The sequence below is a fragment of the Bradyrhizobium tropiciagri genome, assembly GCF_001189845.1.
GTDB classification, from domain to species: Bacteria; Pseudomonadota; Alphaproteobacteria; order Rhizobiales; family Xanthobacteraceae; genus Bradyrhizobium; species Bradyrhizobium tropiciagri.
In genome coordinates, this window is the sequence record NZ_LFLZ01000103.1 from 1 (window position 1) to 23550 (window position 23550).

Below are 23550 nucleotides of genomic sequence, written 5' to 3' on the forward strand. Positions count from 1 at the left end.
TCGGATCGCATCGAAGATGCGATCCGGGTGAGGGGGAGTCTCCGCGAGTACAATTATCACCGTCTGCGCGGAGATAGCCCCTCACCCCAACCCTCTCCCCGTAAGAACGGGGAGAGGGAATGAGAGGGAGTTCGCCGCGTCTCACGGCTGCGACCCGTCTCGCGACGGTGAGACGGCCGCGGCGCTCATGAGTCCGACGTTCGGCCGCAGCCGGGCGAAATCCCGCCGTTCCTACCCATTCCCTGCGATTTCCACGCTGGCACAGCGCTTGCTGATTGTCGCGCAATGCGCGGCAAGACGCATTGCATGACTGAACCCAACGAAGGAAGGAAACGCACATGGAGCTTGGCTACTTCACCATGCCCTCGCACCCGCCGGAGTGCGGATTGAAGGAGGGCCACGACTGGGACCTGCAGACGCTGCGCTGGCTCGACGAGCTCGGCTATCAGGAAGCCTGGATCGGCGAGCATCACACCGCGCCGTGGGAGCCGCATCCGTCGCCCGATCTCTTGGTGGCGCAAGCGCTGCTGCAGACCAAGAACATCCGCATCGGACCCGGCGGCTTCCTGCTGCCGTATCATCATCCGGCCGAGCTCGCGAACCGCGTTGCGATGCTCGACCATCTCTCCAATGGGCGGCTCAATTTCGGCGTCGCGGCCTCCGGCCTGCCGAGCGACTGGGCGATGTTCAATGTCGACGGCATGTCCGGCCAGAACCGCGACATGACCCGCGAGGCGCTCGAGATCATCCTGAAGATGTGGTCCGAGCCCGGACCGTGGACGCACAAGGGCAAGTACTGGACGGTGAGCAAGCCGGACACGATGTTCGACTTCCTCAAACCCCACATCAAGCCGCTGCAGGGCCCGCACCCGCCGATCGGCGTCGCCGGCCTGTCGAAGAACTCGGACACCTTGAAGCTTGCGGGCGAGCGCGGCTTCATCCCGATGAGCCTGAACCTCAACCCGGCCTATGTCGGCAGCCACTGGGATTCGGTGGAAGCGGGCGCGGCCAAGACCGGCCGCAAGCCGAGCCGCAAGGATTGGCGGCTGGTGCGCGAGGTGTTCGTGGCCGATACCGACGAAGAGGCATGGAAGCTCTCGACCGGCGACATGATGGGCCGGATGATGGGCGAGTACTTCCTGCCGCTGCTCGGCCATTTCGGCTTCAAGGACTACCTGAAGCACGCGCCCGACGTGCCCGACAGCGACGTCACCGTCGAATATTGCGCACGTCGGAATTGGATCGTCGGCTCGCCCGCGACGGTCACCGAGAAGATCGAGCAGATCTACCGCGAGGTCGGCGGCTTCGGCGTCCTCTGCGTGTTCGGCTTCGACTACAAGCACAAGCCGGAGGCCTGGCGGCACTCGCTGGACCTGCTCAAGAACGAGGTGATGCCGCGGCTCAAGCATCTCGGCGCCGAGTTCGAGAAGGCTGCATGACAGCTGCGCGGGGTGCGGGGCTTGCCTCGCACCCCCCGTCGCATATCTTAAATGGGGTGCTTCCATGAGGTTTTGCGGCATGACGGTCGACGCACAGAGTTTCAAGCAGGCGATGCGCCATTGCGCGGGCGCGGTCGCGCTGGTGACGGTCGGCCGCGAGCCGGGACAGCGCACCGGCCTGACGGTGACCTCGGCCTGCTCGCTGTCGGACAATCCGCCATCGGTGCTGGTCTGCGTTAACCGTAATGCCAGCGCGCACCAGCGCATCCTTGAGGAGCGCCATTTCGTCATCAACTTCCTGAACGAGGAGCACGCGCTGCTGGCGCTGACCTTCTCCGGCCAGAAGGGCGTCAACGGCGACGACCGTTTTGCGTTCGGCCGCTGGACCACCGGCGCGACCGGCGCCCCCGTGCTGGAGGATGCCGTCGCGGCGTTCGACTGCGTCCTGGCGCAGGAGCTCGAGACCAAGACCCATTCGATCTTCATCGGCGAAGTCCAGCATGTCCGCGCGGCGACCACGGTCGATCCGCTGATCTATCTGCGCTCGGGCTTCCAGAGCGTGCGCAACATCCATGATCCGATCACGCTCGGCGACGTCGACGCGCGCCGCGTCAGCTGGAACGAGTTTTCCTGAGCGGCGGGCGGTCGGTACGCCTCCCATAGTCAATCAGCATCGCTGACCAATCCTGATCAATTTGACGAGCGCGCCCTGCGCGCGAGCGGCATGCTATAAATGCCGCCGCGCATGCAGGAGCGATCGATGCGGCGGCGCGAGCTGTTTAAACCTTCTCATCGGCAGGACGTTGCCGCGGTCTTGCGCGGCGGACGCGCGACCGTCGTCGACATGTCGATCAACCGGTGCGCTCGCCGCCGGCCATCCGTAAGCGCAATCGACCCCTGAGAATCTCCAATCATCGACAAGGGAGACCCAATCATGAAGATCGTTGTGATCGGCGGCACCGGACTGATCGGCTCCAGGACGACGGCCATCCTGCGGCAGCGCGGCCATGACGTCGTCGCCGCTTCGCCGAAGAATGGCGTCAACACCCTCACCGGTGAGGGATTGGAGGCGGCGCTGTCCGGCGCAGCCGTCGTGATCGACCTTGCCAATTCACCGTCGTTCGAGGATAGGGCGGTGATGGCGTTCTTCGAGAGATCGGGCCGCAGCCTGCTGGCGGCGGAGAAGCCGGCCGGCGTCAAGTACCACGTCGCGCTCTCGATCGTCGGCGCCGACCGGACGCCCGAGAACGGCTATTTCCGCGCCAAGGTCGCGCAGGAGAGACTGATCGAGCGTCCGGTATTCCCTACACCATCATCCGCGCGACCCAATTCATGGAATTCGTCGGAGCGATTGCCGATGCGAGTGCAGTTGTAAACACGATCAGGCTCTCGCCCGGTCTGTTCCAGCCGATCGCGGCGGAGGATGTGTCTGCCCTCGTGGCCGATATCGCGCTCGAGCCGCCGCGCAACGGCATCGTCGAGATCGCAGGACCGGACCGTGCCCCGTTCGACGAAATCGTGGCCCGCTACCTGAAGGCAAAAGGCGACCGGCGCGAGGTGGTGCGCGATCCTGACGCGCTCTATTGGGGCGGCCGGGTCGAGGAGCATTCGCTGGTGCCGCTGGGCGAGGCGCGCCTCGGCCGCATCGACCTCAACGAATGGCTGCGCCGCTCGCGGCCGGCGGCCTGATGGCATTAGTTATTTGAGCCACACCAAGAGCGGGACGGGCGCGCGGCCTTCGCAGGACAGCGTGCCCTCGTAATTGTGCGCCTTGCGGGCGCTGTAGGTGCAGGGCGCGCCGTCCAGCACCAGCTCCGCCGTCACCTGTGAATCCGCCGTGAGTAGCAGCTTGATCTCGCCGGCGCGTTCCTCCGGTCCGTCCTGCGCGCAGATGCCCACATGCTTCATCTTCAACGGTCCGGAGAATTGCCCGGGCGTGCCCGGTGCGCCTTCGGTGAGATGTCCGGTCAGCTCCCATTCGCCGAGCACGCCGGCCTGACCGAGAATCTCCATCGCACCGGCCCGCGGCACGTTGCAAAGCCATAGCGCAACGGCGCCGAGCGAGGCCGCCGCACCGTTGCGCCATGGTGTCGGTCGCATCACAGCTTGCTTCCGGTTGTCTGTCGCAATTCGATCAGCTCTGGCCGCGACAAATCCGCATCCGCGGTGAGCCGGGCGATCTGATCAGCGCAGTCCTTCGTCTTGGCCTGATCGCCGGCCGCTTTCGCGCTCTTGATCATCCCGAGATAGGCCGCCAGCCGATTGGGCTCCTTCTTGAGCACGGCCTCGTAGGCGGCAAGCGCGTCGGCGACCTTGCCGCGATCGAGCAGCATCGCAGCATAGAGCTCGCGCGCCGGCGCGAGCGGTCCCGGGGTAACGGGATGCTTCTCGGTCTTGTCTTCGGCTTCCGCGGCGGCGTTCATCGCACTGAGCGCCTCGTCGTATTTGGCTTCGGCGTACAGCGCCCAGGCGCTCGCGATCTGCTGCTGGATGTCGACGATGTTGGACCAGTAGGCGTCCTTTGCGTCCTTCAGCTTGTCGCGCAGCTCAACCAGCTTGGCGATATCGGGCTTGGCGGCCGCCGGATCACCGGAGCGCGCAGCGCCGACCGCCCGTGCAAAGTAAGTGATGGCGTCCGCATAGGCATATTTGGTCGGATGCACTTCAAGCGCGGCGGCTCCCTTCCAGTCGCCGCGCTCGAACACATAGCGGGCTTGGCTTGCCGCGACCGCGAACGGGCCGGCGAACCGGTCCTGCTTGAACTGGAGCTTGCCGAGCTCGTCGACTACCGCCCGCGCCTCCTTGTCCTGGCCGAGCTGGAGGTAGGCATAGACCAGATAGTCCATCGCGTGCGCCTGGTCCTGCTGCTCGCCGTCTTCCTTGGCGATGCGCGCCGATTCCTTGTTTGAGGCGATCGATTCCTTCCAGTAGCCGACGCGCGTGAAGATGTGCGACGGCATGTGCTGGGCGTGTGGCGCCTGCTCGGCGATCTTGGCATAGCGCATCGCCGCGGGGAGGCCCTTCTCCGCGAGCGCCGGGTAGTCGTAGAGATGGATCAGGTAATGGGCGATGCGGGGTGCTCGGGCTGGCGCTTGAAGATCGGCTCGAGCAGCGCCGCGCCTTTCAGCTGGTTGGCATAGGTCTTGTCGCTCGGGGACGCCGCGACGTTGAGCGTGATCGCATAGGCGATCTGCGCCTCGTCATCGTCGGCATTGTGCGTCGCCACCTGCTCCTCGGCCGCCAGGAAGCGCTGCACGCGGGTGCGGTGATCGACCTTGTCGTAGTCGACATACATCGCGGCGATCGCATTGATGTACTCTTGCTCGCGCGGCGTCTGCGCTCCCAGCGCCTGGCCCTTCTTCACGGCTTCGAGGCCGAGCGGAAGGTTCTCCGCCGGTGGCGGCCCATGCGGATTGTAGAGATAACTGAGCGCGATCCCCCAATAGGCGATGGCGCATTGCGGGTCGGCCTCGAGCACTTCCTCGAAGGTGCGGCGCGATGCGCTGTACCAGAACGAATGCTGATACAGCATGGCGCGATCGAACAGCTCCTGCGCCTCCGGCTTGCAGGACGTTGCGAAATGAACTTTGCCCAATCGTTGCTCGGAAGAATCCGAGGCAGCAGGTTGCGAAATGGTCGCGGCAATGAGGCCAACGACCACAGCGAGGGGAAACCGTGTCATGGGACCCGCTCCGTGGCGTTGAATGAAAGGCACATGATAGCACCTTTCCCGCGCGGCCGGAACGGCAGGTGCTGTTCCGGGCTAGCTGTCCAGCTCGATCCCTAACGCCTTGATCTTCCGGTACAACGTCGCGCGGCTGAGCCCGAGCGCCTTGGCAGCGTCCGTCACTCTTCCGGCATTGGCGCGCAACGCGTCGGCGATCGCGGCGCGTTCGTTCGCCGCATGATCGGCCTCCGCGCTACGCGTGACGAACGGTGGCAGATCGAGATCGGCCACGGTGATGACGCCGTTCTCGGCGGTGGCACCGGCAAGCCGAAGCACGTGGCGAAGCTGGCGCATGTTGCCGGGGAAGGGATAGGCCATCAGTTGCACCCAGGCGTCCGGTGCGATGCGGCAGTGCGGCGCTTCCTCGTCGGCGATCTGCGCAACCACCTCGCGCCGGTCCGCGCGCTCGCGCAAGGCGGGCAGGCGGATCTCCATGCCGCGCAGCCGGTAATACAGGTCGGAGCGGAAGCTGCCATCCTCGGCCATCCGCGCCAGGTCACGATGCGTGGCGCTGATCAGGCGGATGTCGACCGGGACAGGCTTCAGCGCGCCGAGCGGCCAGACCTCGCGATTCTCCAGCACGCGCAGCAGCCGCGTTTGCAGCGCCAGCGGCATGTCGCCGATCTCGTCGAGGAACAGCGTGCCGCCGCTCGCCTGCACGATCAGCCCCTTCGATCCCTCGCGCCGCGCGCCGGTGAAGGCGCCGGCCTCGTAGCCGAACAGCTCGGCGTCGATCAGGCTCTCCGGCATCGCCGCGCAGTTCAGCGCGACATAGTTGCGTGCCGCGCGACTGCTCGCGGCGTGGATGGCGCGCGCGAACACGTCCTTGCCGGCGCCGGTCTCGCCGTGCAGCAGGATCGGCAGGTCGAGATTGCCGACCGTCAGTAGCCGCTTCACGCCCTTGATCAGTACGGGATCGCGGCCGGCCAGCCTGTGCAGGCCGCTGAACTGTCCGGCCGGTTGTTCGCGCGGCGGCGCAGGCAACGGACGGGAGACACGCGCGCGCACCGGCGGCGCGAGGCGGCCGCGGCCCCATGGCGTGCCGTCGGCCCGGCGCAGCGTGACCGGATCGTCCGCGGCGCGTGTCGCGCGATCGTCGAGCTGGATCAGATGCGACAGGTCGATGCCGTTATCGATCATCGCATCGGTCAGGCCGAACACGCCGCGCGCGGTGCGGCAGGCGCCGACGACGCGGCGGTCGTCGTCATAGGCGACCATGCCGTGCCCGTCGCCGGGCAGCGTCGCGATCCAGGAGGCGCGATAGCGCCGGCGGAAGAACGACTGCTCGATCCGCCGCGTCGCCTCCGTGGTGACGGCGAGCGCTAGTTCATGCGCGCTGCGGCCGAGATCGCTGCGGCAGGACGAGATGTTGACGGCGCCGGCGAGCCGCCCGGCATGATCGAACAGCGGCGACACGGCGCAGGTGAACATGTGCCACTGCTCGCGGAAATGCTCGTCGCCATGCACGATGATCGGCCGCTGCTCGGCGAGCGCGGTGCCGAGCCCGTTGGTGCCCTCGAAGGTCTCGGCAAAGTTCGAGCCGGTGTAGATCTTCCATTCCAGGAACATCCGGTCGTAATCGCCTCCGGGCAGACGGCTCACCAGCATGGTCGCGTTGGGGTCGGCAAGGTTGACGCAGTAGCCGGTGTCGTGGAGCACGCGGGCAAGGTCCTCGAGTTCCGGGATCGCGACCTGGATCAGATCTTCCATCGGCTCGGCGATGTGCCGGACCTCGGCCTCGGTCAGCGTCTGCGGCGGCCCGCGCCGGGCCGGATCGAGGTTGTGATTGACCACGCAGCGCCGCCAGGACGCGGCAATCCGCGCCTCGGTGTCGACGCCGGCCACCTGATTGGCCGCCGATAAAACACGGGCAACGTGATTTGAGGCCGAAAGATTGGCCATCCAGAGGTCTCCACCCCTAATTTTTGGCGAAGTCTGGCAGCCCGCGGCCGAATGTCAATTGGCCGACGGGGTCGCGGGGAGGGGACCTTTGGGTGGGAGGTCGAGGGCTCGTAGGGCGGATTCGCCGAAGGCGTAATCCGCCGTCGCGCCGTGAGCCGCAAGATAGCGGATTACGCTTCGCTAATCCGCCTTACGAATCCATGTCGATCGCGGACTCAATCCGCGGGCCGCGCCTCGGGGAATCTCCAGCTGCCATCGAGAACATCAGCGCGCGGTTGAAACAGCCGCACCGTGTAATTCCATCCCTGCGTGATCGGCAGGCAGTTGGCGACCTTGACGTCGCAGCCGCCGAATTGGACCGTGATTGCGCCATCGGCGGCTTTCGTGGCCGTGACGCTGTTCACCGCATAGAGGCCGGCCGGGTTCGGCTGCAGATAGCCGTCACCGTTGTAGACCGTGAGCGACCAGAAGCCGTCGACGGGAACGTCCCTGACCGTCAGCGTATGGATCGTGCGGCCGTCGTTGCGCGCCGGCGTGATCGGCAGATACAACGCATCCTTCTCGGGATTGCCGCCCCACAGCATGGCGCTGCCGATCAGGTGCTTCACCGCATCGATCTGATGCACATCTGCGCCAAACATGCGCCTGGAATCGGAGACTGTCGTGCCGAGCTGCGACAGCGCCGCCTTCACTTTGTTGAGGCTGGCTTCATCCCAGTTCGGAATTTCGAACGTGCCAGGGCGGTCCTGGTTCGACGTGATCGCGTCCTGCAGGACGTGGACTTGCTGAATCTCGTTGTTGTCGGAAAAATCGACCAGGAAGCGTACCACCGCGATGGCATAGCGCGTGCCGATCGCCGTGCGGGTGAGGGTATGAGTGCCCGCGCCGTAATAGACCCCCTTGGTGTACTGGTCCTCATTGACGATCTGCATCGCCATCAAGCGCTTGGCGCCGCCCGGGAGCGTGATAGTCACCGGTCCGGCATCGAGATCGAAGGTCGCAAACGAGTACAGCGTATCGCGATTGGGGCGGACGATGCCCTGCTGAATCGGTGGTGCAAGTTCGCGACCGTGACGGAATTTCCCGAAGCCGCCGCCTTTGACCACGCCGGCGAAATAAACGTCGGTTTGGGCGCGATTGTAGTTTTCGACGGTGACCGGTCGAGGCGGCGACGCCGGCGTTTGTGCCGATGCGGCCGAACTCGCGAACGCCAAGGTCATGGCTGCCAGGATGCTCGTTTTCATAGGCTCTCCGGAGGTGAAGTCCCCTTGCCGCGAGAGGTAAGCCAGCCAAATATGAAAATGAATGCCCGCTACTGACAATATCCCTTCCGGATATGATAGGCTAAATCCAATGGATCTCAATGCAGCCAGGATGTTCGTCGCGGTCGTGCAAGCCGGCAGCCTCTCGGCGGCGGCTGCACGCCTCGACATTCCGCTGCCGACATTGAGCCGCCGTATCAGAGACCTCGAACGGCAGCTCAAGGTGCAACTGCTCGAGCGCTCAGCCCGCGGCGCGAAACTCACCGACGCCGGCGCGCGGCTGTACGAGCGCGCCGGTCAGGGCATCGAGCAACTGCTGGAGGCCGAACAGGCCGTCGTCAATGACCAGATGCAGTTGAAGGGGCGTTTGCGCCTATCGCTGCCGCAGACCTTCGAGCCATGGTGGGATTTGCTGGCGGCGTTCCAGCAGCGCTATCCGGACATCCAGGTTCACCTCTACTCGACCGAGCGTCGTGTCGACCTGGTCGAGGACGGAATCGATGTCGCGCTTCGGGTCGGCGCGATCGTTCACGAGGCGATGGTGGCGCGCCGCGTGCTGTCGTTTCGCAATGTTCTCGTCGCCAGCCCGAGCTTGCTCAAGCGCGTCGGCGTGCCGAAGCATCCGGACGCGCTGCATGGCCTGCCATGCGGGGTGTGGGCGTCGCGGGTCGATACCCAGGTGCGATGGGAGCTGGGCACGCAGATGGTCGAGCCCAAAGCCGTGCTGTCCACCAACGACTATCATCATTTGTGCACCCGCGCGCTGCGCGGCGACGTGGTCACGGAGCTGCCGCCGTTCCTGGCGGCCGCAGCAATCCGTGCGAAACGTCTGGTCCGGTTGCTGCCGCAGCACCCGTTGCCGGAATGGTCGCTCCACCTGCTCTATCCGCCGCACCGGCATCAATCGACCATCGTCAGGACCTATCTGGATTTCTGCCAAGGCTATCTGCCGAAGATTGTTCAGGCGTGCACGGTGTGAGTGGAGGCGAGCCGGACCCCGTAGCAACCATCATGACTTATGGTTGCTACGCATCTCGCCAGCCGTAAGCAGCACAAACGAACGCCCGGCCGCCTTGTACGTGCTCTCCAACACGAACTGCGCGCCCGCCGGTTGCTCCGGCGCATTGGTGTCGAGCAGCAGCGACCAGTGCGGGCCGGCTGACGTCGCCGGCAGCTTGAAGTCGACCTCGCCCTCATAGCTGTTGAGGATGACAAGCACGGTGTCGTCCTGGCCCTCGCGGGCGATCGCGGTCTTGCGGGCGCGGCCGTCGAGCACGACGCCGAAGCATTTGATCCAGCCGGTGGTCCAGTCCGCCTGCGTCATCTCCACGCCTGAGGCGCTGATCCAGACCACGTCGCGGATCGCGAGCTGCGGATCGCGATCGCCGGACAGGAAGCGGCTGCGGCGCAGGATCGGATAGTCACGCCGCAATTTGATCATCCGCCTGGTGAAGGCGAGCAGCTTCTCGGCGTCGTCCGAGAAATTCCAGTCGATCCAGGAGATGTCGTTGTCCTGGCAATAGGCGTTGTTGTTGCCGCGCTGGGTGCGGCCGAACTCGTCGCCGCCGAGCAGCATCGGCGTGCCCTGCGAGGCCAGCAGCGTCGCCAGCATGTTGCGCTTCTGTCGTTCGCGCAAACTGCGGATCTCGGGGTTGTCGGTCGGCCCCTCGGCGCCGCAATTCCAGGAGTGGTTGTCCGACGAGCCGTCGTTGTTGTTCTCGCCGTTCGCCTCGTTGTGCTTGCTGTTGTAGCTCGCCCAGTCGTTCAGCGTGAACCCGTCATGCGCGGTGATGAAGTTGACGCTGGCCCAGGTGCGGCGGCCCTCGCGGTTGAACACGTCGTGCGAGCCGAGCAGCCGCGGCGCCAGGCTGCCCGGCGCGGCCTCGCCACGCCAGAAATCGCGCACCGTGTTGCGGTACTTGTCGTTCCATTCCGCCCAGCCCGGCGGGAAGCCGCCGACCTGGTAGCCGCCGGGGCCGCAGTCCCAGGGTTCGGCGATCAGCTTGACCGTCGCGAGCAGCGGGTCCTGGTTCATCGCCTTCAGGAAGCCGGACTGCTCGTCGAAGCCGTAGACCTCGCGCGCCAGGATGGTGCCGAGGTCAAAGCGGAAGCCATCGACATGCATGTGGCCGGCCCAGTAGCGCAGGCTGTCCATCACCATCTGGATCACACGCGGGTGCGACAGGTTCACCGTGTTGCCGGTGCCGGTGTCGTTGATGTAGTAGCGGCGCTTGTCGGGCAAGAGGCGGTAGTAGCTCGCATTGTCGATGCCCTTGAACGACAGCGTCGGGCCACGCTCATTGCCTTCGGCAGTGTGGTTGTAGACGACGTCGAGGATCACCTCGAGGCCTGCGCCATGCAGCCGCGACACCATCTCCTTGAATTCGCGCAGGCTGTTGGGCACGTCGGCGGCATAGCGCGGGTCCGGCGCGAAGAAGCCGATCGTGTTGTAGCCCCAGTAATTGGTGAGGTGCTTGTCCAGCAGATTGCTGTCGTTGATGAAGGAATGCACCGGCAGCAGCTCGACCGAGGTGATGCCGAGCGCCTTGAGATGATCGATCGCGGCGTTCGAGCCCAAGCCGGCATAGGTGCCGCGCAAATGTTCGTCGATGCCGGGGTGCTGTTTGGTAAAGCCTTTGACATGCGTTTCGTAGACGACAGTCTCGTCCCAGTGCACGTCCTGGCGCTGCGCCTCTTGGACCCAGTCGAAATTGGGATCGACCACCACGCATTTCGGCATGAACCGCGCGCTGTCGCGCTCGTCGAAGGTGAGGTCGTCGCCGCTCTCCATCTTGTAGCCGAACACCGCCGGATTCCAGGTGAGGCTGCCGGCATGGGCGCAGGCATAGGGATCGAGCAGCAGCTTGTTTGGATTGAACCTGTGGCCGCCATCGGGCTGGTAGGGGCCGTAGACCCGATAGCCGTAGAAGGTGCCGGGTTGCACGCCGTTGATGAAGCCGTGGAACACCTGGTCGGTATATTCGGGCAGCTCGAAGCGGTGGGTCTCGCGCTCGCCGTCGAACAGGCAGACCTCGACCTTGGTGGCGTTGGCGGAAAACACCGCGAAGTTGGTGCCGTGGCCGCTCCAATGGGCACCCAGCGGATAGGGCAGCCCTTCCTCAATGACGAAATCGGACATCGGTCCCCCAAGCCTGGAACTGACAAATCAACCTGCAACAAACGCCGCCGCGCGAAAAACGTTGCATGGGCGATATTAGCGGCAAGAGTCCGTGGTTCGTATGACGTGAGGCCGCATGCGCGGGTGATGACACCGCGTGTTTGGCGTCCTGAAGCGAACTAACCCTTATCGTCGTCCTGGCGAAAGCCAGGACCCATTACCGCAACCGCTCACCGCTGTGCGACGCTGGGGCCACCATCCCTTTTGCAATCCAATGCGGTGGTTATGGGTCCTGGCTTTCGCCAGGACGACAGCGAGACTAGTTATTCGCCAGCAGCGCAAACCGGCGTCGGTCGATCCGCTCGCGCGCCGCCTGTCCGGCTGCCGCACACAGATCGGGTGCGTAGAGCTGGCAGGTTCCGCGTTTCTCGATGGCCGTGTCGATCAGATGCAACAGCCGCGCGGGCGCGATGTCGGGAGGCGCGGCAATGCGGCCGACGACGACGTGCTTTTCCATTTGCTCGTGATCGGCGTGATCGATATCGGGGTTGCGCCAGCAATTCGCGCACATGATCTTGAAGCCCTCGGAGTGCGAATAGATCACGGCGTCCCCGTCCAATTCGTCGCTGATGTCGGCCAGTTGCCGAGCCGTCTCCTGCGTGCCCGCGAAATCGAAGAACTGGTAGTTCCGGCGCAGCAGCGTTGCCAGGTGCGGGAAGACCGGAATCTGCTGCTCGCCATAGGTGTGATGCGTGATCGGGGCGCCATCCGTGAGGATGACGTCGCCATAGTCGACGCCGAGTTTGCCGTACAACACGCTGCGGATGATGCCGTGGCATGGGCTTAGCCGTTCGATCCACACCGTTTCCTCCCGGCCCGGATCGTCAGAGTCCGCCGTCCGCTCCGCAAGCGGCCGCTCGGCAAGCTTCACCTTGCAGGAAAAATATCCGCCTTCCGGCAATCCAAATCGTCCAAGCTCGATCTTCTGGCCCATCCGCTTCCAGACGTCCAAGGCAGTCTCGGCGTTTCCGGCGCCCGTGGCACAGATGCCGAGGTTCCATTCGTAGCTCTCGACTTCCTCTTGCATCAGCTTGCAGCAACCCGGTTTGCCTCGGCGCCTTCCGCGAACCTGCCGCGTGTCTTGTAGAAGAGGCCCAAATTGTAATGGTGCTCGCTCTTTCGCGGATCGATTTCGGTCAGTTTCCGATAACTGTCCTCGGCGATCGCATCGTTCTGACGGGCCATCATGCGCGCCGCCGTGGCGAGCCCGCGCAGGATCAGCCCCTGTTCAGGTTGCCCCTCATGGAGTTTGGCCAGGCGGCCCAGCTTCTCGACCATTGTCTGGAATATCGGGTGGTCCGGCGGGGGCGCATTCAGATCATTAATGTCGCGGACGGCTTCTGAGCATAGGCCAAGCGCCGAGACGATACGTATGTCGTCATCGTGGGCACCCGCTATCTCTGAGAGAACGTCCGCCGCCTCGTCCCGTGTGAGGCTCCGTTGGTCGACGATCCATATCAACGCCATCGCGGCCTCAGGCTGGTGGGGCTGGGCCTTTCGAAGCGGCTGGATGGTCTGCCATGCAGCCTGCTTGCGGTCCGCCTGCCCCTCCGCAACGGCGTCACGTGCAATCGCGGCGATTTCGTCGGAGGAGAGAATTGCGCTCGGACCTTTCGACATCATCGTCTCCGTGGAGGCGCCTCGGTGTGTGTGACGTATCTCAATGCCGCAAGACTACATCAATCTCATGCTCTTGAAGCTGGTATGCCCGTTTTTGCCGACGATGATGTGATCATGCACGGCGATCCCGAGCGGCTTGGCGATGTCGACGATCGCCTTCGTCATCTGGATGTCGGCCTGCGACGGCGTCGGGTCGCCGGATGGATGATTGTGGACCAGGATCAGCGCGGTGGCGGACAGTTCAAGCGCGCGCTTGATCACCTCGCGCGGGTAGACCGGGGTGTGATCGACGGTGCCGGTCTGCTGCACCTCGTCGGCGATCAGCTGGTTGCGCTTGTCGAGGAACAGCAGGCGGAATTGCTCCTTGTCGGCGAACGCCATGCTGGAGCGGCAATAGTCGATGACGTTGTTCCACGACGATAGCGCGATGCTGCGCTTGATCTCACCCTTGGCGATCCGGTCGGCGGCCGCGGCGAGCAGCTTGATCTGGTTGATCGATGCATCCTTGACGCCGTCGACCTCGCGCAGCCGCGCCACCGGCGCGTGCACCACTTCGGCGAAGGAGCCGAACTTCTTCAGCAGCGCCTTGGCCAATGGCTTGGTGTCCCGGCGCGGGATGGCGGCGAACAGCGCCATCTCCAGCAGCTCATAGTCGGTCAGCGCCTCGGGCCCCGCCGCGTAGAAGCGCTCACGCAGCCGTTCGCGATGGCCGTGGTAGTGCGGCGTCTCGTCGGCATCGTCGTTGCGGGCATCGGACTTGGCGGGCATCGGCCACAACCATGCCGTGCCGGCCGCGTTTTGCAAGGGCTGATGCTGCCGAGATTTGCCACCGCGCGGCGGGCGAATTACCGTTGCCTGCAGCGAGATCGAAAAGGGGGAGGGCGGCGTGACGTCATTCAAGGTGATCCGTTCGCGCGCCGAGAAGCGCAAGGGCGGGCCGAAGGCGCTCGAGAAGCTGCTGCACCCGCCCGCCGGCGCCAAGGCGCTGGCAAAGCTCGGCGACGACCGCGTGCTGGCCGAGATGACCAAACGCGTGTTCTGCGCGGGCTTTGCCTGGAGCGTGATCGACGCCAAATGGGAGGGCTTCGAGGCAGCCTTCCTCGGCTTTCAGCCCGCCAAGCTGGCGTTCAAGCCCGACGAATTCTGGGAGAAGCTGACAAGCGACGCCAGGATCGTGCGCAACGGCGCCAAGATCATGTCGGTGCGCGACAATGGCCGCTTCGTGCAGGAGATCGCGCGCGAGCACGGCAGCTTCGGCAAGTTCCTCGCCGCGTGGCCGTCATCCGACGAGATCGGGCTGCTGGAGCTGCTGGCGAAGCGCGGCAGCCGGCTCGGCGGCAACACCGGGCAGATGCTGCTGCGCTTCCTCGGCTGGGACGGCTTCGTCACCTCGCGCGACGTCACAGCCTGCCTGCGCGATGCCGGCCTCGATATCGCCGAGGAGGTCAAGTCGAAGCGCGATCTCGCCAAGGTGCAGGCGCAGTTCAACGCCTGGGCCGAGGAGACCGGGCTGTCCTATCTGCATCTGTCGCGGATCTGCGCGATGTCGATCGGCGAGAACCACACGCCTGAGGAGATCGAGAGGCGCACGCGGAGCGACTATTGACGAGAACGGTTACACCTGCACCCACGGCTTCTCGCCGTGGCGCTCGGATAGGGTGAAGATCTCGACACCGTCGGCGGTGACGCCGACCGAGTGCTCGAACTGCGCCGACAGCGAACGGTCGCGGGTCACCGCGGTCCAGCCGTCGGACAGGATCTTCACATGCGGCTTGCCGAGGTTGATCATCGGCTCGATGGTGAAGAACATGCCGGGCTTCAGCGGCGCGCCTTCGCCGGGGCGGCCGATATGGATGATGTTCGGCTCGTCGTGGAACAGGCGGCCGAGGCCGTGGCCGCAGAAGTCGCGCACCACGCTCATGCCCTGCGGCTCGACGAAGCTCTGGATCGCATGGCCGATATCGCCTGTGGTGGCGCCGGGCTTGACCGCCGCGATGCCGCGCATCATCGCCTCATAGGTCACCTCGATCAGCCGCTCCGCCTTCCGCGCGATGGCGCCGATCGCATACATGCGGCTGGAATCGCCGTACCAGCCGTCGACGATGAAGGTGACGTCGACATTGACGATGTCGCCTTCCTTCAGCGGGCGGTCGCCCGGCATGCCGTGGCAGACCACGTGATTGATCGACGTGCAGGTCGAGTAGCGATAGCCGCGATACATCAGCGTCGCCGGATAGGCGCCGTGGTCGAAGGCGAACTTGCGGACGAACTCGTCGATGACAGAGGTCGGGACGCCCGGCTTGACGATGTCGGTCAGCGCGTCGAGGCATTTCGACACCAGGGCGCCGGCCTTGCGCATGCCGGCAAAGCCGCTCGGTCCGTGCAGCTTGATCTGCCCGGTCTTGCGAAGGGAGGTGTCGGTGGCGTCGATATAGCTCATGGGCGGGATGTTTCTGCGGGCAAAGGGCTGATTTCAGGCCTAATTTAATGATTGGGGCGCCCGGCGCAAGCCAAGCTTGGGTATGGGGACAATGTCCAAACAGCTTGATTTCCCGGCACAATCCGGAACAACGGCCGCTAATTGTCCGGAAAAATCGTGCTCAAACGCTAGCTGGAGACCTCGACCACGCTCTCGACCGGCAGCGCGCCGCCGCGGATGCGGAGTTCCCGCACCGGATAGGGCACCTTGATGCCCTGATGCTTGAAGGCGTCCCACAGCGACAGCATGACGTCGCTCTTCACGCCGTCCATGCCATCGGGATCGGCGATCCAGAAGGTCAGCGAGAACTTCATGCCGAGTTCGGCGAATTCGGTCAGGATGCAGTTCGGCGGCTTGCCCTTGAGCGCGCGGGCGTGGGCCGTCGCGGTATCGATCGCGAGCTTGCAGACCAGCCTCGGATCGGCGTCGTAATTGGTGGCGAAGGCGATCTTCACCAGCGTATTCTTGTCGGTGTAGGTCCAGTTGGTGACCTTCTGCGTCACCAGGTCCTCGTTCGGGATCAGGAACTCGCGGCCGTCGCCGGCGGCGACCGAGATGTAGCGGGTCTTCATCGCACTGATGCGGCCCTGGCTGTCGCCGATGGTGACGAGATCGCCCGGCTTCACCGATTTGTCGACCAGCAGAATGATGCCCGAGATGAAGTTGGCGACGATCTTTTGCAGGCCGAAACCGATGCCGACACCGACGGCGCCGGACAGCACCGCCAGCGCCGACAGATTGATCCCGACCGCGCTCAAGGCGATGGCGACCGCGACGACCATCAGGCCAATGCGGATGATCTTGACCAGCAACACCTGGATCGACGGGGTCAGGTCGGTCGAGCGGGTGATCTGGCCGTCGATGAAATTGCTGACGATATTGCTCAGCCACAGCGCCACGATCAGCACTGCGCCGGCCTTGATCAGCAGCAGCGGCGACAGCCGCAGACCGCCGACGACGACGGCGAACGAATCCAGCGTCTCGGCCGCCCAGTCGAGCTGGCCGATGATGCTGAGGGCGGCGACGAGCCAGGCCACGATCGAGACCAGTTTGACGATGAAGGCGTTGTCGATCACCGACGTCACGAGGCGGATCACCAGCCAGGCCAGCGCCAGCTTGGCGGAGACCGCGATCAGATAGCTGCGGCTCGGCCAGGTGGCGTGCCACATCACGATGCGCGAGATCACCATCAAGGCCGCGAACACCGCGGTCGAGGCGCTCGTCACCATCACGCGGGCGAAGTGCCGGAGCGGCAGCGGCCAGCGGCTCGCCAGCGTGGCCATGTTGACCCGCGCATGAATGGCGGTATCGGCGGCGTAGGCGAGCCCGGCGGCGGCGAGGATGATGCCGAACTGCAGATAGAACCAGGGCGAGGCGACCTCGGCGCCGACCGAGCGCGCTGCCAATTGGATCGATTCCAGGACGTCCTTCCAGCTCATGTCCATCGGCAAATTCTCAACTTGAAGCGCGGGTCAGGCAAATGTGATTCGAATGCATGGAGAGAATCCCACAACGGCGCTCACCCGACCATCGATACACCACAGTGTCGGGGCGACCTAGGGTGAGTGAGACCGGGCACATTGCCGCTTATGACAGAAATCGGTTGGCGTCCCAGTGTGGCGACGATAAGGATGCAATTGCAAGTATTTGAGACCCCCGAAGACGCATGGCATCCCTCGACTCCGTCAGTATAGCGATCCTGCTCGGTGCGGTGCTGGTGATGGCCGGCATCCTGTCCAGCCTGCTGGCGTTGCGGTTCGGCGCCCCCTTGCTGCTGGTGTTCTTGCTGGTCGGCATGTTGGCGGGCGACGCCGGGCCGGGTCATCTTCAGTTTGACGATGTCCGCACCACCTATCTGGTCGGGTCGGTGGCACTGGCGCTGATCCTGTTCGACGGCGGGTTGAAGACGCGGTTTGCCAGCATCCGCACCGTGCTGGCGCCCTCGATGATGCTGGCGACCGCCGGCGTGCTGCTGACCGCGCTGATCACGGCGCCGGTCGCCCGTTACGTGCTCGACCTCAACTGGACCGAGTCGCTTTTGGTCGGCGCCGTCGTCGCCTCGACCGACGCGGCAGCGGTGTTCCTGCTGGTGCATACCCAGGGCCTGCGCCTGCGCCCGCGTGTCGGCGCAACGCTGGAGGCGGAATCCGGCACCAACGATCCGTTCGCGATCTTCCTCACCTTGATGCTGGTCGAGTTCATCTCGATTGGTCAGAGCTCGGCTTCGCACATCGCGCTGGAGTTCATCCAGGAGGCGGTGCTCGGCGCCATCATCGGGGTGATCGGCGGCCGGCTGGTGGTGATCGCCCTGAACTACGTGGCGCTGCCGCAGGGTCTGCATGCGCCGTTCGTGACGACGGCGGCGCTGGTGATCTTCGGCGGCTCGCAGATCGTGCACGCCTCGGGATTCCTCGCGGTCTATCTCGCCGGTATCATCATCGGCAATCGGCCGACCCGTGCGCATAATTCGGTGGTGACGTTCCTCGACGCCGCGACCTGGCTGGCCCAGATCGTGATGTTCGTGCTGCTCGGCCTGCTGGTGTCGCCGCATCGCCTGCTCTCCAGCGCCGGCGGCGCAGTGCTGGTGGCATTCGCGCTGATGCTGGTGGCGCGGCCGCTGGCCGTGCTGATTTGTTTGGCGCCGTTCAAGTTCAACTGGCGCGAGAAGGTCTTCATCGCCTGGACCGGACTGCGCGGCGCGGTCGCGATCTTCCTTGCCTCGATCCCGATGCTGGTCGGCCTGTCGAAGGCCTATCTCTATTTCGACGTCGCCTTTGTCGTCGTCATCATCTCGCTGCTGTTGCAGGGCTGGACGCTCGCGCCGGCGGCGCGGCGGCTGCACGTCGCGCTGCCGCGCGCCGAACGCGGCCCGCGCCGCGTCGAACTGGATCTGCCCGGCCAGCTCGAGCAGCAGCTGGTCGGCTATCCGGTGCGGTCGAAGAGCCTGTATTTCCGCCGCGGGCTGATCCCGTCCTGGTCGAAGCCGACGCTGGTGATCCGCGACGAGCGGATTCTGACACCGGTCGAGGCAGATCCGGTCGCGCCCGGCGACTACATCTATCTGCTGGCGCCGCCGGAGCGCGCCGAGGCGCTCGACCGTTTCTTCGTCGACATGGCGCCGTCGAGTGCGCCCGATCCGCATCTGCTCGGCGACTTCATGGTGTCGGCCGAGCATACGCTGGGCGAGCTTGCCGAGATCTACGGTGTCAGGGTCGATGAGCACCAGGCCAAGCTGACACTCGCGGACTATTTCGACATCAATCTCGACCGCGCGCCGAAGGAAGGTGCCGAGCTTGCGCTCGACGAGATCGTGCTGGTGGCGCGCAGCATCAGCGGCGGCCGCGTCAATGTCGTCGGCCTGCGCCTGCCGGAGGAAGAGGAGAAGGTCGTGCCGCAGACGCGGATGCAGACCGTCCGGCGCAAGCTCGCCGATATCTGGGCGTCGGTAGCGGGCGTCTGAACCGTCGTCACTGCTTGCGCAGGAAGTTCGAATCCGGGGCGAACTTCTTGATCATGTCGGACAGGCCGTCGTCGGCCGGCCGGCCCTTGGAGGCGGCGTCCTGCTTGGTCTCGTCCTTCAACTTCTGGCCGGAGATCTCGGCCAGCGCCGCCAGCAGCGTCTCGTCGAGATTATCGGCCGCCGTCTTCGCAGGCGGTGTCTTCGCGGGCGGTACGGGCGGCGGCGGAGCAGGTTTCGCCAAGGTAGGGGCGACGACCCGGATCTCCGGCTCGCTCTTTACCGCTGGTTGCGTCGGCTCCGGCACCGCAGCTGGCTTCGACGTGTCCGCGCGTCTGGCGGCGGCCTCGCTGACGGCGGAGATCAGCGATGCTTCGAGATCGGCGGGCGTCTCCGCCGGCATGGCCGGTGGTGCAGCCGGCATCGGCGGCGGCTCGGCGGGCTTCTCGTCCCGCGGGGCGCGACCGAACAACGGTTCCCGCTGGCCAGCCGTCGACGGCCGGCTGTCGGTCGGCTTGCCAGGCTCCTTTCCAGGCTTGAAGAGACCCGCGCGTTCGGCGGCGATCCTGGCGGTCGCCTCCTCGACCGTGGCGAGCAGGGATGCTTCCAGCGCATCGGCGGGTTTGTTCGGCGAAGCCGTTGGCTTGGCGGCAGGGGCGGGCACCTGAGGCTCCGGCCGGGCCGGCAACGGCGGTGGCCGGGGTCCCTCGGCTTGCGCGGGCGGCGGGGCCGGCTGGCCGTCCCGGGCGCGCGCGATGATGCCGTCGACGATCGCGCCGAGGCGGCTCTTGTCGGGGGCGGCGAGGTAGCTCGCCGCAAGCTCATCGACATATTGCGGGCCGTAGTCGGCCAGCACCTTGGCAAGCTGGGCGAGATCGGCATCGCTCTCGACCAGCCGGCGCCAGGCCTGCCGATCGTAGGGCGTATCCGCCGTCTTGTCCGGCCGGGTCTGGTCAGGCCACGCCACCCGGCGAGGCTGACGCTGCGGCCCGTTGTCCTGGCCGGTGACCGGATCGAGGGTCGGCGGCTGCAGCCCGGGGCTGAGGCGCGGAGGGGTAAATCCTGCGGCGCCGGCCGGCACGGCGTCACCCGCCGGGCGGCGTCGGCGTTCGGCGACCTGCAGCGAGATCAGGCCGACGCCCATCAGCAGGAAGCCGAGCGCGGCCCACGAAATCGTGGCGCACAACAACCCGCCGATCAGCAGCAATAGCCAGCCAGTCAGTCGCACGATGCACCTTTCCCCATGCCCGATCGGGATGTCCCGACGCGGGCCTAGCAGACAAGATGGGCCATCTTATGCCGACTTTCGGAAAAACGGCCAGCTATACGCCCGCCGTCAACACCTTAACACCACCGAACGCAGTGACCTGGCCGCGGCGCAGCATCACGATCTGGGTGGCGAGCTGGCGCAGCTCGGCGGCGTCGTGGCTGACATAGACCATCGGGACGCCGGCCTCGTCGCGCAGCCGGACCAGGTAGGGCAGGATCTCGAGCTTGCGGCTTTCGTCGAGCGCGCCCAGCGGCTCGTCGAGCAGCAGCAGCCGCGGCTTCGACAACAGCGCCCGGCCGAGCGCGACGCGCTGCCGCTCGCCGCCGGAGAGCTTGCCGGGGCGACGGTCGAGCAGGGCGCCGATGTCGAGCAAATCGACGACGCGCTTGTGCTGCGCGGGGTCTTCAGTGAGGCCGTTCATGCGGCGGCCGTAGTCGAGGTTCTGCCTGATGTCGAGATGCGGAAACAGCCGCGCGTCCTGGAACACATAGCCGATGCGGCGGCGCCAGGTCGGCACATGGATGCCGGCCGCGGTATCGTCGACCGTCTCGCCGTCGATCACGATGGTGCCGCGATCCGGACGCAGCAGCCCGGCGATGGTGTTGATCAGCGAGGTCTTGCCGGAGCCGGACGCCCCGAACAGGCCGGTGACGCGGCCCTCGCTGGTGAACGACGCCGCGAGCGAGAATTCTCCGAGTTGCTTTTGGATGTCGACGCGCAACATCGCTAGTGCCCATGCAGCCGCGCGGTGGCGCGGCGCGCGAACACTTCCGCGGCAATCAGCGCGCCGACCGCCAGCACGACCGAGACAATCACGAGCCGCGCCGCGGCGGTGTCGCCGTCCGGCGTCTGGATCAGCGAATAGATCGCCGACGAGATGGTCTGGGTCTCGCCGGGGATGTTGGAGACGAAAGTGATGGTGGCGCCGAACTCGCCGATCGCCTTGGCGAAGCCGAGCACCATGCCGGCCAGCACGCCGGGTAGCGCCAGCGGCAGCGTCACCGTCGCGAACACCCGCCAGGGCGCGGCGCCGAGCGTCTCGGCCGCCTGTTCGAGGCGGCGGTCGACGGCTTCGATCGACAGGCGGATCGGGCGCACCAGCAGTGGAAACGACATCACGCCGCAGGCGAGCGCGGCGCCGGTCCAGCGGAACGCGAACACGATGCCGAGGTGATCGGCCAGCCAGCCGCCGACCAGGCCGCGCTTGCCGAAGGTCAAGAGCAGCAGATAGCCGGTGACGACCGGCGGCAGCACCAGCGGCAGATGCACGGCGGCATCGAGCAGCGACTTGCCCCAGAAATCGCGCCGCGCCAGCAGCCAGGCGAGCGCGATCCCGAACGGGGTCGCCACCAGCGTTGCGATGACGGCGACCCGCAGCGACAGCAGGATCGCCGTCCATTCGGTCGGCGAGATCTCGAACATCAGGTCGTCGGGCTGATCAGGAACTTGAAGCCGTATTTCTCGAGGATCGTCTTCGCAGCTGACGAGCGCAAGAAGGCGAGATAGTCTGATGTCTCGCCCTTCGCGGTCGTGGTGGCTGCCACCGGATAGATGATCGCCGGATGGGTGTCGGCCGGGAAGGTGCCGACGATCTTGACGCCCGGCTCGACCTTGGCGTCGGTCGAATAGACGATGCCGAGCACGGCTTCGCCGCGCGCCACCAACGTCAAGGCCGCGCGCACGCTCTCGGCCATCGCGAATTTCGGCTCCGCCGCCTGCCAGGCACCGAGCTTCTCGAGCGCGGCCTTGGCGTATTTGCCGACCGGCACCGCCTTGACGTCGCCGGTTGCGATCTTGCCGTCACCGGCGAGCTTGGCGAGATCGAAGCCCGGTGCGATCGTTACATTGTCGATCTTGGAATCCTTTGGCGCGATCAGCACGATCGAGTTGCCGAGCAGATTCACCCGCGTCGGCTCATTGATGTTCTTCTGCTTGATCGCGTAGTCCATCCAGTCGGTGTCGGCGGACACGAACACGTCGGCCGGCGCGCCCTGCTCGATCTGCTTGGCCAGGGCCGAGCTCGCGGCATAGCTGGCGCTGATCTTGACGCCGGTCTTGGCGGTATAGGCCGCATCGATCTCGTCGAGCGCATTCTTCATCGAGGCGGCGGCAAACACGGTGAGCGTCTTGTCCTCGGCGCTCGCCGGCGAATGGATCGCGCCGAGCAGGATGACGAAGGCGGTGAAAAGGCCGGCAAGCCTTGAAATTGCAAGTCTTGAAATTGAAAGTCGTGACATGGAAAGCGCTCCGTGCATGTTCGCGCGCGAACGAGCACGCGCAAATCAGGCGTTGAGTGAGGTCTGGCCCGCGACGGACGGAAGCGCTGTTCCGCTGGTCCCCGAAGGACTTACGGTCCCCCAAGGATATCGCACTGCAAACATAGCAGGCTGGGACTTACGGTAAAGGCGACCGTTTGTCTAACGGATCGTCCTATTGATCCGCCGGCTGGATCGCGATCGACAGCGAGTTCTCCTTCGCGCCGCTGACCTGCAGCACGAAGGGGCTGGCGGCGAGGTCGTATTTCATGGTCTTGCGGATGCCGTCGCAATCGGTCGCGCCGCTGAACGCCTTCGGCTTCAGGAAATGCCCGTCCTGCACCAGGTCGACCCAGGCGCCGGCCGACAGGCTGACGGTATAGAGCCCGGCCTTGGGTGCGGCCTTGACGCTGGTGAAGCCGGCGAAGGTGCCGTCCTTCGGCGCGCGCTCCGGCGGCGACGGCAATTTGGCATCGCTTGGGGCCACCAGCGCCAGCGTGATGGCGGTTGGCGGCAGCGCCGCCTGCTCGCTCCCCGAGGCGAGCTTGGCGCGATCCGGCGCGGTGAGCGCGGCGCGGGCGCGGTCGATCGACCATTTGAACTTGTCGCAGCCGCTCGGCTCCTCCGCCGCGAAGGCGGGAGCCGAGACGAGCAGGAGCGATGCGGCGAGGAGCGGTTTGCGCATGTCTGATCCAATGCAATTGTGACGGATGAAATAGATCAGCGGCCCCGATCCATCGCTCGATCGCGCTTACGGCGCGACGACGCGCGATCATAACGCAGTTCGCGCCGGCCGGCATAGCCGCCTGACGAAGATGTTATTGCTCTGGAGCATATGAGTTTGGTTCGAATTGCCTTGGCTACGTGCTCGCTTCACCTCGCCCCATTGGGGAGAGGTCGATTTGCGAAGCAAATCGGGTGAGGGGGCACAGCTCTAACGAGGGAGCTGTAACCCCTCACC

The 23550-nt window shown here is 65.4% G+C and carries 21 protein-coding genes and 1 pseudogene; 6 read left to right on the forward strand and 16 right to left on the reverse strand.

All coding sequences use genetic code 11. The features are described from left to right. Positions 1-338 precede the first annotated feature (338 nt). The 3 genes and pseudogenes from AKN84_RS41035 (at position 339) to AKN84_RS41045 (ending at position 3128) form a co-directional block, all read left to right on the forward strand. Positions 339-1439, forward strand: coding sequence for an LLM class flavin-dependent oxidoreductase (locus tag AKN84_RS41035; RefSeq protein WP_050426047.1), 1101 nt, complete (start codon positions 339-341; stop codon positions 1437-1439). Positions 1440-1518: 79 nt separating this feature from the next. Further along, complete coding sequence (locus tag AKN84_RS41040; RefSeq protein ID WP_050426048.1) at positions 1519-2073, forward strand: flavin reductase family protein; 555 nt, start codon at positions 1519-1521, stop codon at positions 2071-2073. Between the two features lie 300 nt (positions 2074-2373). Beyond that, positions 2374-3128: pseudogene (locus AKN84_RS41045) on the forward strand (SDR family oxidoreductase). Between the two features lie 9 nt (positions 3129-3137). Here AKN84_RS41045 and AKN84_RS41050 read toward each other — a convergent pair. The 5 genes from AKN84_RS41050 to AKN84_RS41065 form a co-directional block, all read right to left on the reverse strand. Then, the gene (locus AKN84_RS41050; protein ID WP_050426049.1) at positions 3138-3539 is read right to left on the reverse strand and encodes a hypothetical protein; all 402 of its coding nucleotides are present in this window, start codon (positions 3537-3539) and stop codon (positions 3138-3140) included. Further along, the gene (locus tag AKN84_RS49720; RefSeq protein ID WP_244485757.1) at positions 3539-4444 is read right to left on the reverse strand and encodes a tetratricopeptide repeat protein; all 906 of its coding nucleotides are present in this window, start codon (positions 4442-4444) and stop codon (positions 3539-3541) included. Before AKN84_RS49720 ends, AKN84_RS41050 begins: the two co-directional genes overlap by 1 nt. Before the next feature lie 50 nt (positions 4445-4494). After that, positions 4495-5121 (reverse strand): hypothetical protein, encoded by a 627-nt coding sequence (locus tag AKN84_RS49725; RefSeq protein ID WP_244485758.1) that lies wholly within the window; start codon positions 5119-5121, stop codon positions 4495-4497. Positions 5122-5202: 81 nt separating this feature from the next. After that, positions 5203-7068: a sigma-54-dependent Fis family transcriptional regulator gene (locus AKN84_RS41060; protein WP_050426050.1), complete on the reverse strand. Its 1866-nt coding sequence runs from the start codon at positions 7066-7068 to the stop codon at positions 5203-5205. 215 nt (positions 7069-7283) lie between these two features. Beyond that, positions 7284-8312, reverse strand: a complete 1029-nt coding sequence (locus AKN84_RS41065) for a DUF1254 domain-containing protein (RefSeq protein ID WP_128971633.1) — start codon at positions 8310-8312, stop codon at positions 7284-7286. Between the two features lie 109 nt (positions 8313-8421). On the opposite strand from AKN84_RS41065, the gene AKN84_RS41070 reads away from it, so the two are divergent. Beyond that, positions 8422-9309, forward strand: coding sequence for a LysR family transcriptional regulator (locus AKN84_RS41070; RefSeq protein ID WP_050426051.1), 888 nt, complete (start codon positions 8422-8424; stop codon positions 9307-9309). A gap of 30 nt (positions 9310-9339) precedes the next feature. On the opposite strand, the gene glgX is transcribed toward AKN84_RS41070, so the two are convergent. The 4 genes from glgX to radC all read right to left on the reverse strand — a co-directional run bounded on the left by glgX (position 9340) and on the right by radC (position 13896). Further along, positions 9340-11469, reverse strand: coding sequence for a glycogen debranching protein GlgX (gene glgX / locus AKN84_RS41075; protein WP_050426052.1), 2130 nt, complete (start codon positions 11467-11469; stop codon positions 9340-9342). A 298-nt stretch (positions 11470-11767) separates the two neighbouring features. Further along, positions 11768-12379 (reverse strand): hypothetical protein, encoded by a 612-nt coding sequence (locus AKN84_RS49730; RefSeq protein WP_244485759.1) that lies wholly within the window; start codon positions 12377-12379, stop codon positions 11768-11770. A gap of 155 nt (positions 12380-12534) precedes the next feature. Continuing rightward, positions 12535-13128, reverse strand: coding sequence for a tetratricopeptide repeat protein (locus tag AKN84_RS49735; protein WP_244485760.1), 594 nt, complete (start codon positions 13126-13128; stop codon positions 12535-12537). A 54-nt stretch (positions 13129-13182) separates the two neighbouring features. Continuing rightward, positions 13183-13896, reverse strand: coding sequence for a RadC family protein (gene radC, locus AKN84_RS41085; RefSeq protein WP_050426062.1), 714 nt, complete (start codon positions 13894-13896; stop codon positions 13183-13185). A 118-nt stretch (positions 13897-14014) separates the two neighbouring features. Between radC and AKN84_RS41090 the strand changes: the two genes are divergently transcribed. Next, the gene (locus tag AKN84_RS41090) at positions 14015-14734 is read left to right on the forward strand and encodes a DNA-3-methyladenine glycosylase I (RefSeq protein WP_050426053.1); all 720 of its coding nucleotides are present in this window, start codon (positions 14015-14017) and stop codon (positions 14732-14734) included. A 9-nt stretch (positions 14735-14743) separates the two neighbouring features. On the opposite strand, the gene map is transcribed toward AKN84_RS41090, so the two are convergent. Both map and AKN84_RS41100 read right to left on the reverse strand, forming a co-directional pair. Beyond that, complete coding sequence (gene map / locus AKN84_RS41095; RefSeq protein WP_050426054.1) at positions 14744-15568, reverse strand: type I methionyl aminopeptidase; 825 nt, start codon at positions 15566-15568, stop codon at positions 14744-14746. A 167-nt stretch (positions 15569-15735) separates the two neighbouring features. Continuing rightward, positions 15736-17052: a mechanosensitive ion channel family protein gene (locus AKN84_RS41100; RefSeq protein ID WP_050426055.1), complete on the reverse strand. Its 1317-nt coding sequence runs from the start codon at positions 17050-17052 to the stop codon at positions 15736-15738. A 221-nt stretch (positions 17053-17273) separates the two neighbouring features. Here AKN84_RS41100 and AKN84_RS41105 point away from each other — a divergent pair, with 221 nt between their 5' ends. Then, positions 17274-19067 (forward strand): potassium/proton antiporter, encoded by a 1794-nt coding sequence (locus tag AKN84_RS41105; RefSeq protein ID WP_050426056.1) that lies wholly within the window; start codon positions 17274-17276, stop codon positions 19065-19067. 7 nt (positions 19068-19074) lie between these two features. On the opposite strand, the gene AKN84_RS41110 is transcribed toward AKN84_RS41105, so the two are convergent. The 5 genes from AKN84_RS41110 to AKN84_RS41130 form a co-directional block, all read right to left on the reverse strand. Beyond that, a complete protein-coding gene (locus tag AKN84_RS41110) occupies positions 19075-20292 on the reverse strand; it encodes a hypothetical protein (protein WP_128971634.1) in 1218 nt (405 codons plus the stop codon). 94 nt (positions 20293-20386) lie between these two features. Beyond that, entirely contained in the window at positions 20387-21058 is a 672-nt protein-coding gene (modC, locus tag AKN84_RS41115; RefSeq protein WP_050426058.1) for a molybdenum ABC transporter ATP-binding protein, read from the reverse strand. Positions 21059-21060: 2 nt separating this feature from the next. Further along, positions 21061-21756, reverse strand: coding sequence for a molybdate ABC transporter permease subunit (modB, locus tag AKN84_RS41120; protein WP_050426059.1), 696 nt, complete (start codon positions 21754-21756; stop codon positions 21061-21063). Then, the gene (modA, locus tag AKN84_RS41125) at positions 21756-22541 is read right to left on the reverse strand and encodes a molybdate ABC transporter substrate-binding protein (protein WP_050426063.1); all 786 of its coding nucleotides are present in this window, start codon (positions 22539-22541) and stop codon (positions 21756-21758) included. The genes modB and modA overlap by 1 nt, the downstream gene beginning before the upstream one ends. Before the next feature lie 223 nt (positions 22542-22764). After that, on the reverse strand, positions 22765-23274 hold the full coding sequence (locus AKN84_RS41130) for a hypothetical protein (protein WP_050426060.1): 510 nt from the start codon (positions 23272-23274) through the stop codon (positions 22765-22767). Positions 23275-23550 lie beyond the last annotated feature (276 nt).

Coding starts and splice junctions, on each gene's coding strand:
- AKN84_RS41065 (WP_128971633.1), bottom strand. CDS start 8,312: ATGAAAACGAGCATCCTGGCAGCCATGACCTTGGCGTTCGCGAGTTCG.
- map (WP_050426054.1), bottom strand. CDS start 15,568: ATGAGCTATATCGACGCCACCGACACCTCCCTTCGCAAGACCGGGCAG.
- AKN84_RS41070 (WP_050426051.1), top strand. CDS start 8,422: ATGGATCTCAATGCAGCCAGGATGTTCGTCGCGGTCGTGCAAGCCGGC.
- radC (WP_050426062.1), bottom strand. CDS start 13,896: ATGCCCGCCAAGTCCGATGCCCGCAACGACGATGCCGACGAGACGCCG.
- modC (WP_050426058.1), bottom strand. CDS start 21,058: ATGTTGCGCGTCGACATCCAAAAGCAACTCGGAGAATTCTCGCTCGCG.
- modB (WP_050426059.1), bottom strand. CDS start 21,756: ATGTTCGAGATCTCGCCGACCGAATGGACGGCGATCCTGCTGTCGCTG.
- AKN84_RS41040 (WP_050426048.1), top strand. CDS start 1,519: ATGACGGTCGACGCACAGAGTTTCAAGCAGGCGATGCGCCATTGCGCG.
- AKN84_RS49720 (WP_244485757.1), bottom strand. CDS start 4,444: ATGCGCTATGCCAAGATCGCCGAGCAGGCGCCACACGCCCAGCACATG.
- AKN84_RS41105 (WP_050426056.1), top strand. CDS start 17,274: ATGGCATCCCTCGACTCCGTCAGTATAGCGATCCTGCTCGGTGCGGTG.
- AKN84_RS41050 (WP_050426049.1), bottom strand. CDS start 3,539: ATGCGACCGACACCATGGCGCAACGGTGCGGCGGCCTCGCTCGGCGCC.
- AKN84_RS41035 (WP_050426047.1), top strand. CDS start 339: ATGGAGCTTGGCTACTTCACCATGCCCTCGCACCCGCCGGAGTGCGGA.
- AKN84_RS41130 (WP_050426060.1), bottom strand. CDS start 23,274: ATGCGCAAACCGCTCCTCGCCGCATCGCTCCTGCTCGTCTCGGCTCCC.
- glgX (WP_050426052.1), bottom strand. CDS start 11,469: ATGTCCGATTTCGTCATTGAGGAAGGGCTGCCCTATCCGCTGGGTGCC.
- AKN84_RS49725 (WP_244485758.1), bottom strand. CDS start 5,121: ATGACACGGTTTCCCCTCGCTGTGGTCGTTGGCCTCATTGCCGCGACC.
- AKN84_RS41060 (WP_050426050.1), bottom strand. CDS start 7,068: ATGGCCAATCTTTCGGCCTCAAATCACGTTGCCCGTGTTTTATCGGCG.
- AKN84_RS49735 (WP_244485760.1), bottom strand. CDS start 13,128: ATGTCGAAAGGTCCGAGCGCAATTCTCTCCTCCGACGAAATCGCCGCG.
- AKN84_RS41100 (WP_050426055.1), bottom strand. CDS start 17,052: ATGGACATGAGCTGGAAGGACGTCCTGGAATCGATCCAATTGGCAGCG.